Below are 13,476 nucleotides of genomic sequence, written 5' to 3' on the forward strand. Positions count from 1 at the left end.
GGGATAAGTCCCACTTACAGATACTGCAGTCGGACTTATCTCAGTAGGACGTCCCGTTCTTGTCCCCATCATTCCAAGCACGATTAAGGCAGGGAGGATCTATTTTTGTTGGAAGCCTCTGACACTTTTAATTGGTTTCTAACGTCTTATGTAACACACGTAACAATTGAAAATAAGGGGGCAGCAGAGTAAACCTTTTCTCATTTGCCCCCTCTAATCATTAAAACACACACTTTATGAAAGATCTTAAACGGGTTTTAATGCTGTTAATATTGGGGACAATGTTCAGCAGCTTGAGCAGCACAGCAAGCACCCTATCACAGCCAGGAGCCAGTGTATCTTTCCAGACTTTCTATGACGAGCTTTCACCATACGGACAGTGGATCAACTATCAGGATCACGGCCGTGTTTGGATTCCGAATGTAGAGGAAGGATTTCAGCCTTATGGTACGCGGGGACACTGGGTAGTTACTGACTACGGCAACACGTGGGTTTCCGACTATGACTGGGGTTGGGCGCCTTTCCACTACGGACGCTGGTTATTTGACGATTATTACGGATGGATTTGGGTGCCGGGATCTGAATGGGGTCCAGCCTGGGTGAATTGGAGATCAGGAGGCGGCTACTACGGATGGGCGCCGCTTGGTCCGGGTCTCGACATCAATATCAACATCAACATCCCACTGGCCAGATGGATCTTTGTACCACAGCGATATATTACACACCGCTCTGTATACAATTATCACGTACCCAGAAACAGGTATTCCAATTTTTACGGACATACTACTGTGATCAATAACATCTATGTACGTGATAACAGAAGGTACTTCGCAGGGCCGCAACGACGCGAAATGGAACGCTACACCCGTGGCAGAATTCCTGTTCATCAGGTGCATGCTTCCAACAGACCGGGCAGAACCGTCGCAGAGCGGGGTGCAGTTCGGGTTTATCGTCCGGACTTGAACGGCAGAAACGATCGTGACAGAGGTAATGCTGTAGACCGTCCGGCAAGAGGTAATGCGGAACGTTACGGAAACAATAACAACAATCGCCCTACGAATGACAATCGCAACAGGGATAATACCAGACCGTCGACCACTCGTCCTGGACAGGATAATAACTCCAGACCAAATTCCGGAGAGATAAGAAACCGGGAGAATCCGGCTGTCAACCGCGGGAATCGGGATACCTGGACAAACAGACCAGGCAGAAGCCAGCAGGCTGAAACCCGTCCTTCGGGAACACTGCCTGAAAGCAGACCAAGCGGCCGGAATACCGAAAGCTCGGAGAGACGTTCTGCAGGAGCAGGAAGAATTGAGAGGAGGCCGGAGAGAAATATACCAGGCGGCCAAACAGAGCGAAGCGCCGAGGCTCAGGCCTCGCAAAGAGCGACAAGAAGCAACCAGGCTGAGGCTCGCCAAAGGGCCCAGGCTCCGCAAAGAGCTACTCCCCAAATGGAGAGGGCACCTCGCGAGCGATCACAATCTTCTGATAATTCACGTAGTAACCGCGGTTCTTCTTCGGGAGAAAGACCTTCGAGAGGATCCGGCAGGTTAACAAGAGGCTAAGATCCTAAAAGAAACCACTGATAACAGAGCGACCTCTGTCTAAGCTGAACCCTGAAAGTTTCACCATAACTTTTGGGGTTCATCGTGTTATGGAGTGAGCTTCCTGTTTTGTTCGTGTTCTTCCAGGCTTCTGAAGCTTTCGAATGACACGCAACAGCCCTGCTTTTGAACCGTACTTCAACAAGCCAACCTCCCCTATTTAGAATAATTACAAAAAGAGAGCCTTTTTATTTGGATTGATTATAAACAAATACTAAGTTTGTAGTACACATCAAGTCAATGCAAATTAAAGCGAATACTCACCTTATAGAAGTTTTTAGGACAGAAGCCGGGGCTGTTTACCAATGTGAAGCATCGAATAACTTTATTCTTGAGTTTGCAGATCGCAGTACCGCTTTTAAACCCGGAAACTTCATCGACTTTAGCAAAAGGCTGTTTGCCATAAATTTGGCAGAAATGTTATGCAGTCCGGCTAAACATGCAGACCTGGCCATCATCATGCCTCCCTATTGCGAGACCTGCTTCCTTCTGACCATTACAGAGGTGATTTCACTGCAGCGTATCCTCGGCGGCGCCAAGACAATCCTTCATTTGAATAGTATCCTCAGAACGAGCCAGCTACAATTTGCCTAGTGCGATGATTTAGATTGAATACGTATTAGAAATATTCTCCTGTTTTCAAAACATTTTGATGTTTATTTGTATCTAATAATAAACTCAGAATACTATGAAAGACCTTCTCAGATTAAGAACCTCTCTGTCAGAGGAAATAGAGACTCTTCTAAACGAACAAATAAAAGTTGAAGCATATTCATCTTCCCTATATTTAGCGATGTCTTCCTGGTGTAACCGCAATGGTTACGACAACAGTGCCGGATATCTGGAACGCCAGTCGGGTGAAGAGCGTGAACATATGCTGAAACTGTTCAGATACATCAACGATCTTGGAGGAAAAGCTATCTCTCCGGAAGTAACCAACATCCCCCAGGAATTCGATTCTTTTAAAGGAATATTTGAGCTTGCTTTACAGCAGGAGATTCAGGTAACTTCAAACTTCAACCGCATATCAGACAGATGCCAGAAAGCGAATGACTATGTGACTCTTCAGTTCCTGCAGTGGTTCCTGAAAGAACAGATTGAGGAAGAATATGTAGCGAGACGTATTCTGGAGCTTTTCGATATCATCGGAGAAGAGGGAACAGGACGCTGGCAGATTGACAAACAGATCCCTAAAGTTAGCTACGGCGACGAGGGAGGCGAAGATTAATCGACTTCAGCTTTAGAGCTATTATGCTCTGCTTATCATATAAAGAGGGTCTATGACCCTTTTTTTTATGCCTATATTTATCCAGAAGAACCTTTACTATCCGGGCTCCAAAATGATCGTTTCGCTTACCATTGTTCGCTACCCTAAGAGACTTATTCCTGTTGCTTTCCTTTCGATGGCCGTACACAGGCTACCGCTGATGCTTACGGGCGGCTGCACATTCTATAAACTCATGGGCTCTGGAAGGAACGGGACATTTGATCTGACGCCTGATCTCCAGCAATGGGCTCTTCTTGCAGTGTGGAAAACGCAGAAAGATTTTGACGAGTTCAAGGAACACTCCTTCGTTAGCCGTTGGTGGAAACGCTTTGCAAAGGAACAATGGACGGCCTTGCTGGAGCCTGTTAGCAGTCATGGAACCTGGGATGGACAACAGCCCTTTGGAACGCGTTTTGAGAAGAATGCTGTTGAGGGACCGATTGCCGTGTTGACGCGAGCCACCATTCGCCTGAATAAGCTAAAGGGATTTTGGTCGCACGTCGACAGAGTTGCCCAACTCATGTCTCGCGCACCCGGGTTCATCACCTCATTCGGTATCGGGGAAGCACCGTTCTTTAGGCAGGCAACATTTTCGGTCTGGACATCTGCGGAGGATATGAAAAACTTTGCATACAAATCTCTTGACCATGCTGAAGTGATCAAGAAGACCAGGGAAGAGAAATGGTATAGTGAGGAATTGTTCGCCAGGTTTAAGATCCTCGGATCCGAAGGCTCATTAAATGGGTCAGATCCTTTGGCGGAAAAGACTGGAATTTTGTAATACATTTGCTAAAAAAACACATGCGAGTAGTTGCCGAGTTACCGAGACCAGACTGTAAGATCACCATCTTTTCCATGAATGGAAAGTATATCATCAAGTTCGAGAAGGGGAGTTTTGAACAGACCTATAAGCTTGCTGAGATGGATTTGCTAGACGGATTGGATGGCGTTTTTCAACTCCTGGACGAAGAGTTCATTCAGAAGGTAGTGGCAAGATTTGATAAAATGCTGTCTGACTTCTCCCTGGCCTGGAAGAGATATGAGGCCTAGATAATCACTTAAGATTTACTTTAGGTTTAGGCTTCATCTATTTAGATAATAGGCACTTAGAAGCAAATAAACGGGCGTACAGAATTTAATTTGGCGGATTTTAGCGGTCATCACACATGATTCCCTACGTATATCAGGAATACATTTACATAAATGTTATACCAATTTGAAAAAGAATAGGTTATAACCCTAACAGAATTTAATTTCGAGTACTATAAAGCCGGGTTTTCGTTTCAAATGGCTCGTTTGACCATCATTGTCAAACAACACCTCAAAAATGTAAGATCAATAAATTATCTTTGCGCTACGAATGAAGAATATCCGTAACTTTTGCATCATTGCACACATCGATCACGGAAAGAGTACTTTAGCAGATCGACTTTTAGAATATACAAACACCATCAGTCAGCGCGACGCGCAGGCCCAGTTACTTGATAACATGGACCTCGAGCGTGAGCGGGGAATTACCATAAAGAGCCATGCGATACAGATGAACTATAGCCTCAATGGAGAGGACTATATCTTCAACCTGATCGACACGCCGGGACACGTTGACTTTTCATATGAGGTGTCCAGGTCAATCGCCGCGTGTGAGGGAGCACTTCTTATTGTAGATGCCTCTCAGGGTATCCAGGCTCAGACGATATCCAACCTCTATCTTGCTTTGGAACATGATCTGGAAATCATTCCAATTTTGAACAAGATGGATCTCCCGGGTGCGATGCCTGAGGAGGTAAAAGATCAGATCATCGAACTGATCGGCTGCAAGCGCGAAGAGATTATTCCTGCATCCGGAAAAACCGGCTTAGGTGTTCATGATATTCTCGAAGCCATCGTTTCGCGGGTACCCTCCCCTGTCGGACAGGAAGACGGCGAACTGCAGGCATTGATCTTCGACTCCGTATTTAATCCCTTCCGTGGCATCATCGCCTACTTTAAGGTGGTCCACGGACAGATCAAAAAGAACGATAAGGTAAAATTCATCGCAACAGGCAAGGAATATATCGCGGATGAAGTTGGTATATTGAAACTAAACCCCGAGCCTCGCGGCATTGTTAAGACGGGAGACGTAGGATATATTATCTCCGGTATTAAGGAAGCCAGAGAAGTAAAGGTAGGTGACACGATTACGCACGTTGACAAGCCTTCCAGAGAAGCTATTCAAGGTTTTGAAGAAGTAAAGCCAATGGTATTTGCAGGGATTTACCCTGTCGATACGGATGAGTTTGAGGAACTTCGCGAAGCAATGCACAAACTTCAGTTAAATGATGCTTCCATTGTTTTCGAACCAGAGTCTTCTGCCGCCCTTGGATTTGGATTCCGATGCGGATTCCTGGGAATGCTTCACATGGAGATCATTCAGGAACGTCTGGAACGCGAGTTCGACATGACCGTCATCACGACGGTACCTAACGTATCGTACGTGGCTCATACCACTAAAGGCGATGTAATACAGGTCCACAACCCTTCTGACCTTCCGGATCCGAGCAAGATGGATTCTGTGGAAGAACCTTTTATAAAGGCGAACATCATCACTAAATCAGAATTTGTTGGTCCGATCATGTCTCTTTGTATTCAAAAGAGGGGGATCATCATCAACCAGTCGTATCTGACCTCTGATCGTGTGGAGCTTGTATTTGAGCTTCCGATGGGAGAAATTGTGTTTGACTTCTACGACCGTCTTAAAACGATATCAAAGGGATATGCTTCTTTCGATTATCACCAGATAGGCTACCGTAAGTCAGATCTTGTAAGACTGGATATCCGCTTAAACGGTGAGCCGGTTGACGCATTGTCGTCTCTTATCCACCGGTCGAACTCTTATGATTTCGGAAAACGTATCTGTGAGAAGCTGCGTGAGTTGATCCCTAGGCAGCAGTTTGAAATCATCATCCAGGCTTCTATTGGTGCTAAAGTAATCGCAAGAGAAACGGTTCGCGCCCTGAGAAAGGACGTTACCGCCAAATGTTATGGTGGTGATATTTCCCGTAAGCGTAAACTCCTGGAAAAACAGAAGAAGGGTAAGAAGAGAATGCGCCAGGTTGGTAACGTGGAAATCCCACAATCGGCATTTATGGCGGTACTGAAACTCGATTAAAGACAAATAAGAACCATACTCTACGATAGCAACATGCAGTTATTAGACGGAAAATTCGTATCAGAAAAACTCAAGCAGGAGATTGCTGCTGAGGCCGCAGGCGTACTGGCAACCAAAGGCCGAAAACCTCATTTGGTGGCAATTCTGGTGGGCAATGACGGAGGAAGCGAAACTTACGTAGCGAGCAAGATGAAGAATTGCGAGAAGGTTGGCTTCAAGTCTTCCCTTCATCGTTATGACAACTCGGTAACCGAGGAGGAGCTTCTAGCGAAGATTGAAGAGATTAATCGGGACGAAGATGTAGATGGACTTATTGTTCAGCTTCCTCTCCCTAAACATATTGACCCGGAGAAAGTTACAGAGAAGATTGACTACAAAAAAGACGTAGACGGATTCCATCCCGTGAACTTGGGTCGCATGATGCGGAACCTTCCCTGCTTTATTCCGGCTACACCTTACGGCATCATGATGATGCTGGAAGAATACAAAATTGAAACATCGGGAAAGCATTGTGTGGTGGTAGGTCGCAGTAATATCGTGGGCAGTCCGATGAGCATCCTCATGGCCAGAAATGCGTATCCGGGCAATTGTACAGTGACCTTAACGCATAGCAGAACAAAGGACTTGAAAAACGTGGTTGCCTCTGCAGATATTATTGTAGCGGCCATCGGTAAAAAGAACTTTGTCACTGCCGACATGGTTAAGCCTGGTGCAGTAATCATAGACGTAGGGATTAACAGAGAGGTTTCAGAAACCACGAAGTCGGGATATAAGCTATATGGTGACGTCGACTTCGACAACGTGTCGGAGAAAGCTTCCTGGATTACGCCAGTTCCCGGTGGCGTAGGATTAATGACGATTGTAGGTTTGTTGAAAAACACGCTTGCATCCGCTAAAAAAGAAATTTACGGCTAGCCACAGCGGGCTTTGCTAAAATGACATTGCCCTGCTGATATCCCTTCAACTATTGGGTATATTTGCAGCCTTATAAGAAAAATGAGTTTACAAGTACCAGAAGACGGAACCCTGCTCCCATTAATGGAGGAGTTTTATACGATCCAGGGCGAGGGTTACCATAGTGGAAAAGCCGCTTATTTCATCAGACTTGGCGGATGTGATGTAGGTTGTCATTGGTGCGATGTGAAAGAGAGCTGGGATGCGAGCCTGCATCCGCTTACTCACGCTGATCAGATCGTGGCTAACGCAGAACAATACCCCGGAAAGGCTGTGGTCATCACCGGAGGGGAACCGCTGATCTATAATCTGGATTACCTCACCTCTGAATTACAGAAGCGCGGAATAAAAACTTTTATTGAAACTTCGGGTGCTTATCCTTTATCAGGACAATGGGACTGGATCTGTCTCTCTCCAAAGAAATTCAAGTCGCCAGTACCGTCCATCGGTCAGCATGCCGGAGAATTAAAGGTCATCGTTTTTAACAAGAGTGACTTCGCCTGGGCTGAATCACATGCTCAGCTGGTATCACCTGGTTGTAAACTTTACCTTCAGCCTGAATGGTCTAAGTCGCAGGAGATGATTCCATTGATCATTGACTATGTTAAAGAAAACCCTAAATGGGAGATCTCTCTTCAGACACATAAATTCCTGAATATTCCCTAAGGCCAAAAGGAGGAGAAACCTATGAAATCCTTCGCCTGTACTTTGATCGTTTGTATTTTATGCCTGATCAGTGAGGCGTTGTTTTCGCAAAACCTGCCCGGTCGGAATGAGCGGGCATCTACTAAAGCCTATCAGAATGCGAGCAAGTACCTGCAGCAGAAAGACTACGCGTCGGCAATACCGCAGTTGCGGGAGACCGTTAGACTGAATCCCTCTTTCATAAAGGCGCATCAGCAATTAGGTGACTGTTTGAGACTAACGGGAGCATACGAAGAAGCGGGGAAATCTTATAGAAAAGTATTGGAGCTCGACCCGGGATATAGCAGCCTGACGATATTCGGGCTAGCCGTAAGCGATTTTTATTGCGGCTTGTATGAATCAGCACTCCCGGGATTTCGAAAATACTTAGAAACCCCATCCCTGTCTGCGAGCAGCAAGGCACTTGTCGAAAAACACATTAAAGATTGCATCTTCAGCATTCAGGCGATTAAAAACCCTAAAGCGTTTGTGCCGGTTAATCTGGGACCAGAGATCAATTCCCCTGAACAAGAGTACTTCCCAGTCGTAACGGCCGGTAATAAGCGTTTGGTTTTCACCAGACGGACCGCCAACAATGAAGATCTGTACGAGAGCGTTCGGGCCCCGGGATCATGGTCTGCATCGGTTGAGCTTGACGGGAGGATCAATACTCCGGATTTCAATGAAGGCTCTCAGAGCATCTCCCCCGACGGCAATTACCTTTTTTACTCGGGCTGTAACAAACCCGACGGTCAGGGGCGTTGTGATATCTATATCAGCCGGAGAACACCCTCGGGCTGGTCGGAGCCTTATAATCCCGGCGCGCCGCTCAATACAGGGGCCTGGGAGTCTCAAGCCTCAGTTAGTTCCAATGGACGCAGGATATACTTTGTAAGCGACAGAAAAGGCGGTTATGGAGCAAATGACATCTGGTATGCGGATCTGCAAGCCGACGGCAGCTGGGCGGCCCCTTTGAACGCGGGACCAAACATCAACACTCCCTATAATGAGCATTCCCCTTTCATATACCCAGATAACCAGACGCTCTATTTTTCGTCGGACGGCTGGCCGGGCTTTGGCAGACAGGACCTCTTTGTAAGCAAGTGTGATGCAAGTGGCTTCTGGCAAAAGGCGGAGAACCTGGGTTATCCTGTGAATACTGCCGGAGAGCAGAGCGGTTTAACGATCAGTACAGATGGTATTACCGCATATTTCGCTTCCGAGCGGCCTGAGGGCCTGGGAGGAATGGACATCTATTCGTTCGTGCTTGCGCCTGAAGATCGCCCCCGCAGGGTGTTTGTCATTGAACGAAGTCTGCGGGATGCTGCGACGGGTGAGAAAGCCGAAGGCAAGATCACAATAGAGGATTACGAATCGGGGGAGCTGCTGTTTGAACACGACGCTTTAAGCGGGCCGGAAATGCTGGCTGTTCTGCCGGCCGGGAAGCAGTACACACTACGCATTTTGAAAGAAGGATACATGCCTTATGCGGAGAATATCAGCGTTCCTGAGATGGTTCCGTCTGAATCGCATAGCCAATCTGTTGAGCTTAGAAAAATCAAGGTACAGGAACAAGCCGTACTCAAAAACATTTTCTTTAAAACAGACCAATATACCCTACTCACTGCTTCGAGAACAGAGTTAAACTTCCTGGTTCGTTTCCTCACAGACAATCCTTCAGTCAGGATTGAAATAGGTGGACATACCGATAGTGAGGGGACAGAAGAATGGAATCTCAAGCTTTCAGAGAACCGGGCAAAGGAAGTTTATAAATACCTCTTGAATAAGAAGATAGATCCCGTAAGATTGAGCTTTAAAGGATATGGAAGAAGACTGCCGATTGCGAATAATCAAACCGATGAGGGCAGACAACAGAACCGTCGTACCTCTTTCACCATTCAGCCCTGAGCCAGCCGCTTAAGGATCTTTCCGAAGCTTGACAGCCTATTTCGCCTTTTCCTTCTTATCTTCAGGTAAGGACCGAAAAATAACATCCCAAAAGACAGAACTCACACCGAAGCCTCTCTCCGGATATTTGTAATGATGAAGGTGGTGATTTCTCCACAGGGCTTTCAGCGGCTTTGGTGGGGCGAACGCATGGATCGCATAGTGCATGGATACATAAGCCAGATATCCGATCATAAAGCCGGGAAAGAACATATATGCATAGTCCCCGATACCCGTGAATAATAGAGAAAGGAGGTACATAAGGCTAAAGACTACCGCCGCCAGAATTATGCTGGGAACCGGAGGCATAAAAAGGCGCATGCGATCACGCGGATATTCATGGTGATTGCCGTGGAAGATATAGACGATTCTGGTGGCCCATTCGCTGCTCGGTTCATAGTGGAAAAGGTAGCGGTGGGCGAAGTATTCGAATAGGGTCCAGAAGGCCAGAGCACCAAAGAACATCAAAGCAATGAAAGAATAGTCGTATCCGAGGTTTTCGTGGCTAAAGTAGATGAGGTAAGTGCAGAGTGGTATGTAGATGCTATATATAATCCAGGGCCTCGTTTTGGTTAAACTCTCTAAAAAGTCACTTTTGAACAGACGAGCCTGACCTGTATTTTTTATCTTATCAAAATGCATATTTCAAGCTTTTAATTTTACCCCCATAACGGATAACTTCCAAAAAAGTTTAGGGATTTTTAAAGATATTCAGGAGGTCAGATCACAGCAGTTTGACCTCCTGAAAGTTAGAATTTTATCGGGCCTGGATTGCGAGTTCCCTTGCTTTAGCCAGAGCTACATCGAGTCCGGAACTATCTTTCCCTCCTGCTGTAGCGTAGAAAGGCTGTCCGCCCCCTCCACCCTGGATGTTCTTAGCAAGTTCACGAACGATATTGCCAGCGTTCAGAGATCTTTTATCGACTAGATCCTCGGAGATCATAACAGTTAATCCTGGTTTGCCATCGGATTCAGATGCAAGAACCAGGAACAGATCAGATACGATCTCTTTTAATGAAAAAGCCAGATTCTTGATTGCATCCGCATTCGCGAAATCAATGCGCGCGGCTATAAAGTTCATTCCGTTTATGGATTCTGCTTTAGTGGCCAGTTCATTTTTGATGTTAGCTGCCTTCTCGAAAACGCTCTTCTCTATCTCTTTCTTCAGGCGGCTGTTTTCTTCCAGGAGCGACTCAAGTGATTTAGCCAGATCCTTTGGATTTTTAAGCAAGCCTTTAAGTTGATTAAGAAGACCAGCCTGGTTATTGAAGTATTCTTCAGCGGTTACTCCGGTAATGGCTTCTATCCTTCTCACGCCCGCAGCTACGGCACTTTCGGACACAATCTTGAAATAGCCGATCTGTCCGGTAGCCTGAACATGGATTCCTCCGCAGAGCTCTCTGGAGTAAGCATCGTCGAAAGTGATAATCCGGACGAACTCACCGTATTTCTCCCCGAATAAAGCAGTGACGCCACGATTTACCGCTTCCTGGAAAGGAACATTTCGCTCTTCTTTGAGGGCAATATTCTGGCGGATCTTTTGGTTGACAATAGCTTCCACCCTGGCCAGCTCTTCATCTGTAGCTTTTGCAAAGTGTGAAAAGTCGAAGCGAAGATAGTCTGCATTAACGAGAGATCCTTTCTGCTGAACATGAGTACCAAGAACTTCTCTAAGAGCAGCCTGCAGCAGGTGTGTCGCCGAGTGATTGCTCTGAATGAGTGTCCTTCTGTCTGCATCCACCGTCGCGATTACCTGAGCTTCCAGGTCAAATCCTTCGGGAATCTCATCGGTAAAGTGAATATTCAGGGCGTTCTCCTTCTTGGTATCTGTGATACGAATCTGAAGACCGTCTTCAGCTGTCAGGAAGCCAGTATCGCCAACCTGGCCACCACTCTCTGCATAAAAAGGAGTTCTGTCGAGTACAATCTGGAACTGAACCTTGCCTTTAGCAGTAACTTTCCTGTATTTTAGAATCAGCGCTGGAGTTTCGGTCAGATCATAGCCTGCAAACTCGTTAGAGTCGCCAGGATTAACGATAACCCAGTCAGTGGTATCAACCGCCGTTGCAGCTCTTGAACGTGCCTTCTGAGCTTCGAGAGCCTGACTGAAGCCTTCCATGTCGACGGTCATCCCACGTTCTCGAGCCATAAGGTCGGTTAAGTCAATCGGGAAACCGAAAGTATCGTAGAGTTCGAACGCAAAGTTCCCATCTACCAATTTATTATCTGAGGTATATTTTTCAAAGCGCTGAATGCCCGTAGCAAGCGTTCTGAGGAAAGAAATCTCTTCTTCGAGGATAACCTTCTGTACGAAGTCCTGTTGTGCCTTTAGCTCGGGGAACACACCGTCAAACTGATCTGCAAGAACAGGAACCAGCTTGTTAAAGAAAGGCTCTTTGATGCCGAGGAAGCTGTATGCATAACGTACCGCCCTTCTGAGGATGCGTCGGATAACGTACCCTGCCTTCACGTTGGATGGAAGCTGACCGTCGGCTATTGCAAAAGCAATGGCACGGATGTGGTCTGCCATAACCCGCATGGCTATGTCTGTTTTAGCCAGACTTTCTCCCTGGCTATAAGGAATACCGCTTTCGGCGGCGATAAAGGAAATAAGTGGCTGAAAAACGTCTGTATCGTAGTTAGATGATTTTCCCTGGAGAATGCGTACCAGTCTTTCCAGTCCCATTCCAGTATCTACATGCTGTGCAGGTAAAGGCTGTAATGACCCGTCTTTCAATCGGTTGAACTGCATAAATACATTATTCCAGATCTCAATAACCTGAGGATGGTCGGCATTTACCAGAGTCTTTCCATCTACCAGCTGACGCTCTTCCGCAGAGCGGCAATCGACATGGATCTCCGAACAAGGTCCGCAGGGACCTGTGTCACCCATTTCCCAGAAGTTGTCTTTCTTATTTCCCAGGAGGATGCGGTCTTCGGAAATCCATTGCTTCCAGAAGTCATACGCTTCCTGATCTTTAGGCAAGCCTTCTTTCTCATCGCCTTCAAAGACGGTGACATAAAGCTTATCCTCTTCAATGCCGTAAACCTTGGTGAGGAGCTCCCAGCTCCAGGCAATTGCATCTTGTTTAAAATAGTCGCCGAAACTCCAGTTTCCCAACATCTCGAACATGGTATGGTGGTAGGTATCAATACCCACCTCTTCCAGATCATTATGCTTACCGGATACACGCAGACAGCGTTGCGTATCGGCAACCCTTGAATACTTGACGGGTGCCTCTCCCAGAAAAATATCTTTAAACTGGTTCATTCCTGCATTAGTAAACATCAGTGTAGGGTCGTTCTTTACCACAATTGGCGCAGAAGGAACTACCTGATGGCCCTTACCTGCAAAAAAATCTAAAAATCCTTTTCTGATTTCCTTCGTTGTCATCCTTTAAATATTTGGTTGCAAAGTTAATATCAGATTTGGATTTTGGAATATCAGCGGCCATAATTCGGCATTCTCTTATCGATTGTTGGGAAATCGTACTACATTTGTAGTATGCCATATAAAGAAAGAGACATCAACAAACTCTACTACACAATGGGAGAAGTAACTGAAATGTTTCAGGTTAACGCTTCCCAGATACGGTTTTATGAGCGTGAGTTTGAAATTCTGCAACCCAAGAAAAACAAAAAAGGCAACAGGCTGTTCTCACCGGAAGACGTTGAAAATCTTAAAATTATCTTTCATTTGGTTAAAGACAAGGGTTACACATTGGCGGGAGCTAAGGAGCACCTGAAAACGAACAAGACGGAAATAAAAGAGAACCAGAAAGTAATTGACTCCCTAGAAAAACTTAAAAAGTTTTTACTTGAAGTGAAAGACCAGCTGTAAATTCAACGCTCTCCAGGTTTATCATAAA

12 protein-coding genes are annotated in these 13,476 nt (G+C 46.1%); 10 read left to right on the plus strand and 2 right to left on the minus strand.

All coding sequences use genetic code 11. The features are described 5' to 3' along the window. Positions 1-236: 236 nt before the first annotated feature. The 9 genes from B0I27_RS10880 (at position 237) to B0I27_RS10920 (ending at position 9,568) form a co-directional block, all read left to right on the plus strand. Positions 237-1,568, plus strand: a complete 1,332-nt coding sequence (locus tag B0I27_RS10880; protein WP_106293288.1) for a DUF6600 domain-containing protein — start codon at positions 237-239, stop codon at positions 1,566-1,568. A 279-nt stretch (positions 1,569-1,847) separates the two neighbouring features. After that, positions 1,848-2,201 carry a hypothetical protein gene (locus B0I27_RS10885; protein ID WP_106293289.1) on the plus strand — a complete coding sequence of 118 codons (354 nt, stop codon included), beginning with the start codon at positions 1,848-1,850 and terminating at the stop codon, positions 2,199-2,201. A gap of 94 nt (positions 2,202-2,295) precedes the next feature. Further along, positions 2,296-2,835: a ferritin gene (locus B0I27_RS10890; RefSeq protein WP_106293290.1), complete on the plus strand. Its 540-nt coding sequence runs from the start codon at positions 2,296-2,298 to the stop codon at positions 2,833-2,835. 52 nt (positions 2,836-2,887) lie between these two features. After that, complete coding sequence (locus B0I27_RS10895) at positions 2,888-3,655, plus strand: DUF3291 domain-containing protein (RefSeq protein WP_245925489.1); 768 nt, start codon at positions 2,888-2,890, stop codon at positions 3,653-3,655. Positions 3,656-3,675: 20 nt separating this feature from the next. Then, entirely contained in the window at positions 3,676-3,924 is a 249-nt protein-coding gene (locus B0I27_RS10900; RefSeq protein ID WP_106293291.1) for a hypothetical protein, read from the plus strand. A 310-nt stretch (positions 3,925-4,234) separates the two neighbouring features. Continuing rightward, on the plus strand, positions 4,235-6,022 hold the full coding sequence (gene lepA / locus B0I27_RS10905) for a translation elongation factor 4 (protein WP_106293292.1): 1,788 nt from the start codon (positions 4,235-4,237) through the stop codon (positions 6,020-6,022). Positions 6,023-6,055: 33 nt separating this feature from the next. Continuing rightward, positions 6,056-6,937 carry a bifunctional 5,10-methylenetetrahydrofolate dehydrogenase/5,10-methenyltetrahydrofolate cyclohydrolase gene (locus B0I27_RS10910; RefSeq protein ID WP_106293293.1) on the plus strand — a complete coding sequence of 294 codons (882 nt, stop codon included), beginning with the start codon at positions 6,056-6,058 and terminating at the stop codon, positions 6,935-6,937. 81 nt (positions 6,938-7,018) lie between these two features. Further along, on the plus strand, positions 7,019-7,642 hold the full coding sequence (locus B0I27_RS10915) for a 7-carboxy-7-deazaguanine synthase QueE (protein WP_106293294.1): 624 nt from the start codon (positions 7,019-7,021) through the stop codon (positions 7,640-7,642). A gap of 21 nt (positions 7,643-7,663) precedes the next feature. After that, positions 7,664-9,568 carry an OmpA family protein gene (locus B0I27_RS10920; RefSeq protein ID WP_106293295.1) on the plus strand — a complete coding sequence of 635 codons (1,905 nt, stop codon included), beginning with the start codon at positions 7,664-7,666 and terminating at the stop codon, positions 9,566-9,568. A 36-nt stretch (positions 9,569-9,604) separates the two neighbouring features. On the opposite strand, the gene B0I27_RS10925 is transcribed toward B0I27_RS10920, so the two are convergent. After that, positions 9,605-10,249, minus strand: coding sequence for a sterol desaturase family protein (locus tag B0I27_RS10925; RefSeq protein ID WP_106293296.1), 645 nt, complete (start codon positions 10,247-10,249; stop codon positions 9,605-9,607). Positions 10,250-10,364: 115 nt separating this feature from the next. Continuing rightward, positions 10,365-13,001: an alanine--tRNA ligase gene (gene alaS, locus B0I27_RS10930; protein WP_106293297.1), complete on the minus strand. Its 2,637-nt coding sequence runs from the start codon at positions 12,999-13,001 to the stop codon at positions 10,365-10,367. 111 nt (positions 13,002-13,112) lie between these two features. On the opposite strand from alaS, the gene B0I27_RS10935 reads away from it, so the two are divergent. After that, a complete protein-coding gene (locus B0I27_RS10935) occupies positions 13,113-13,448 on the plus strand; it encodes a MerR family transcriptional regulator (protein WP_106293298.1) in 336 nt (111 codons plus the stop codon). Positions 13,449-13,476 lie beyond the last annotated feature (28 nt).

This window comes from Arcticibacter pallidicorallinus (genome assembly GCF_003002875.1).
Taxonomy (GTDB): domain Bacteria; phylum Bacteroidota; class Bacteroidia; order Sphingobacteriales; family Sphingobacteriaceae; genus Arcticibacter; species Arcticibacter pallidicorallinus.

Coding starts and splice junctions, on each gene's coding strand:
- B0I27_RS10880 (WP_106293288.1), top strand. CDS start 237: ATGAAAGATCTTAAACGGGTTTTAATGCTGTTAATATTGGGGACAATG.
- B0I27_RS10885 (WP_106293289.1), top strand. CDS start 1,848: ATGCAAATTAAAGCGAATACTCACCTTATAGAAGTTTTTAGGACAGAA.
- B0I27_RS10890 (WP_106293290.1), top strand. CDS start 2,296: ATGAAAGACCTTCTCAGATTAAGAACCTCTCTGTCAGAGGAAATAGAG.
- B0I27_RS10895 (WP_245925489.1), top strand. CDS start 2,888: ATGACCCTTTTTTTTATGCCTATATTTATCCAGAAGAACCTTTACTAT.
- B0I27_RS10900 (WP_106293291.1), top strand. CDS start 3,676: ATGCGAGTAGTTGCCGAGTTACCGAGACCAGACTGTAAGATCACCATC.
- lepA (WP_106293292.1), top strand. CDS start 4,235: ATGAAGAATATCCGTAACTTTTGCATCATTGCACACATCGATCACGGA.
- B0I27_RS10910 (WP_106293293.1), top strand. CDS start 6,056: ATGCAGTTATTAGACGGAAAATTCGTATCAGAAAAACTCAAGCAGGAG.
- B0I27_RS10915 (WP_106293294.1), top strand. CDS start 7,019: ATGAGTTTACAAGTACCAGAAGACGGAACCCTGCTCCCATTAATGGAG.
- B0I27_RS10920 (WP_106293295.1), top strand. CDS start 7,664: ATGAAATCCTTCGCCTGTACTTTGATCGTTTGTATTTTATGCCTGATC.
- B0I27_RS10925 (WP_106293296.1), bottom strand. CDS start 10,249: ATGCATTTTGATAAGATAAAAAATACAGGTCAGGCTCGTCTGTTCAAA.
- alaS (WP_106293297.1), bottom strand. CDS start 13,001: ATGACAACGAAGGAAATCAGAAAAGGATTTTTAGATTTTTTTGCAGGT.
- B0I27_RS10935 (WP_106293298.1), top strand. CDS start 13,113: ATGCCATATAAAGAAAGAGACATCAACAAACTCTACTACACAATGGGA.